This window comes from Bradyrhizobium sp., from assembly GCF_030693485.1.
Lineage (GTDB): Bacteria > Pseudomonadota > Alphaproteobacteria > Rhizobiales > Xanthobacteraceae > Bradyrhizobium.
Map to the genome: position 1 here is coordinate 1 of NZ_JAUYAN010000187.1, position 2,822 is coordinate 2,822.

A 2,822-nucleotide genomic window follows, 5' to 3' on the forward strand; every position below is an offset into this window, starting at 1 on the left:
TGACCGGCGTTGCGCCGGGTCATGACGGCAATCAACAAACTTCGCTTAAGCAAACGACATCTTAAGCAAACGTCTTGGCGTAACCCTCGACCACGGCCTTGAGCTTGGCGGCGGTGTCGTCGCTGAGATCGCGGGTGTCGCGGATGGTGTTGAGGATGTCGACGTTCTTGCCGCGCAACAGCGACAGCAGGCCGTCTTCGAAGCTGCGGACCTTGGCGACCGGCAGCGTGTCGAGATAACCGTTGACGCCGGCGTAGATCACCACGACCTGCTCTTCCATCTTCAGCGGCGAGAATTGCGGCTGCTTCAGGAGTTCGGTGAGACGCGAGCCCCGGTTCAGCAGGCGCTGCGTCGAGGCGTCGAGATCGGAGCCGAACTGCGCGAATGCCGCCATTTCGCGGTATTGCGCCAGCTCGCCCTTGATCTTGCCGGCGACCTTTTTCATGGCCTTGGTCTGCGCCGACGATCCGACGCGCGACACCGACAGACCGACGTTGACCGCCGGGCGAATGCCCTGGAAGAACAAATCGGTTTCCAGGAAGATCTGGCCGTCGGTAATCGAGATCACGTTGGTCGGGATGTAGGCCGACACGTCGTTGGCCTGGGTTTCGATGATCGGCAGCGCCGTCAGCGAGCCGGAGCCCTGGGAGTCGTTGAGCTTGGCGGCGCGCTCGAGTAGCCGGGAATGCAGATAGAACACGTCGCCGGGATAGGCTTCGCGGCCCGGCGGGCGGCGCAGCAGCAGCGACATCTGGCGGTAGGCGACGGCCTGCTTCGACAGATCGTCATAGATGATGACGGCGTGCATGCCGTTGTCGCGGAAATATTCGCCCATGGTGCAGCCGGTGAACGGCGCGATGTACTGCATCGGCGCCGGATCGGACGCGGTGGCCGCAACGATGATCGAATATTCCAGCGCGCCCTGCTCTTCGAGCACCTTGACGAACTGGGCGACGGTGGAGCGCTTCTGGCCGATCGCGACATAGACGCAATACAGCTTGATCTTCTCGTCGGTCTGCGCGTTGAGCGGCTTCTGGTTCAAGATGGTGTCGAGCGCGATCGCGGTCTTGCCGGTCTGACGGTCGCCGATGATCAGTTCGCGCTGGCCGCGGCCGACCGGGATCAGGGCGTCGATTGCCTTGAGGCCGGTTGCCATCGGCTCGTTGACCGATTTGCGCGGGATGATACCGGGCGCCTTGACGTCGACGCGCATGCGCTTGTCGGACTGGATCGGCCCCTTGCCGTCGATCGGGTTGCCGAGCGCGTCGACGACGCGGCCGAGCAGGCCCTTGCCCACCGGCGTATCGACGATGGCGCGGGTGCGCTTGACGGTCTGGCCTTCCTTGATCTCGCGGTCGGCGCCGAAGATCACGATGCCGACGTTGTCGGTTTCGAGGTTCAGCGCCATGCCGCGGGTGCCGTTCTCGAATTCGACCATTTCGCCGGCCTGGACGTTGTCGAGGCCGTAGACGCGGGCAATGCCGTCGCCGACGGACAACACCTGTCCGACTTCGGAAACTTCAGCCTCCTGGCCGAAATTCTTGATCTGATCCTTGAGGATCGCGGAAATTTCCGCGGCGCGGATGTCCATCAGCCTGCCTCTTTCATCGCGTGCTTGATCGAATTGAGTTTGGTGCGAAGCGAACTATCCACCATGCGGCTGCCAAGCTTGACGACGAGGCCACCGATGATCGAGGGATCGACATTCACGTTGAGCGCGACGTCCTTGCCCGTTACCGATTTCAGGGCGGTCTTCAGGGCGTCGAGATTCTTGTCACTGAGCTTTTCGGCGACCGTCACGTCGGCGGTGGCCTCGCCCTTGAACCTGGCCACCAGCGCGCGGAACGCGCGGATCACGTCGGTGACGGCGAACAGCCGGCGGTTGGCGGTAAGGACCTTGAGGAACCTGGCGGCAACGCCCGAGATTTCGGCCTTGTCGAGCACGGCGGCGAGCGCCCGCGACTGCTCGCCCGCCGAGAAAACCGGGCTGCGGACCAGCCGCTTGAGATCAATGCTATCGGCCAGCATGGCCTCGAATTTCTCGAGATCGGCCTTGACCGCATCGATGGATTTTTCATCGCGCGCCAACTCGAACAGGGCCGTTGCGTAACGACCGGACACTCCCGAAACCGACGGATCTTCAGCAGCCACTGGCGCGCTCTTTTTTGCTGTCAAACTCGCAAGGGAAAAACCGTCGCCACGATGCGGCGCCTAGCGATCCAAGCCCTTGGAATTCAAGCGGGACTTCGATTTACGACCGGCACTGACAGCACCGGGCTCGTTAAAATCGCGGCTTTGCTAACATAGCAAGAGCGCAGGTGCAACATGACCGCGGCGGCTGGCGGTGCCTTGTCGCAGGTTCTTTGCACGTGTTGACCGGAGGCATTTTGCCGCGAATCCGGCGCAGCAAATTTGGCAGGCCTTGCAGTCCAACGCCGCTTGCTGTTCACCGGCCGCACATTTGTTCCTGCAGCTGATGCATGGCTCCCATGACCAGCCGCCAGGAACGACGCCCTGTCCCGAACCATTCAATCTTCGCCATTACTTGCGCAAAACTCGTCGCGACGGGCGATGACTTTGCTTGCCAGTATTTCCAAGTATTAAATAGTTAAGAAATTGTTACTCCATAAAATTACGGAACATTTAGTGATTAACTGCATTCGGTCACAAGATGTTTCAGACTGAACAGAAACCGATCTACTGCCCAGCTTACGCCTTATTAGCCCAGCAAACGGCGACCACTCACATTGGGACGGGGGTTCCACTTGCCACATATGTGGCAATACTATCTTGAGGGACTGTTTGTATGCTGACTTCCAATA

At 60.5% G+C, this 2,822-nt stretch carries 2 protein-coding genes; both read right to left on the bottom strand.

Annotated features, from left to right (window positions below; all coding sequences use genetic code 11):
• Window positions 1–61: 61 nt before the first annotated feature.
• Complete coding sequence (gene atpA, locus Q8N40_RS14000) at window positions 62–1,591, bottom strand: F0F1 ATP synthase subunit alpha (protein ID WP_305712238.1); 1,530 nt, start codon at window positions 1,589–1,591, stop codon at window positions 62–64.
• Window positions 1,591–2,151 carry a F0F1 ATP synthase subunit delta gene (locus Q8N40_RS14005; protein ID WP_305318465.1) on the bottom strand — a complete coding sequence of 187 codons (561 nt, stop codon included), beginning with the start codon at window positions 2,149–2,151 and terminating at the stop codon, window positions 1,591–1,593. Before Q8N40_RS14005 ends, atpA begins: the two co-directional genes overlap by 1 nt.
• Between the last annotated feature and the right edge of the window lie 671 nt (window positions 2,152–2,822).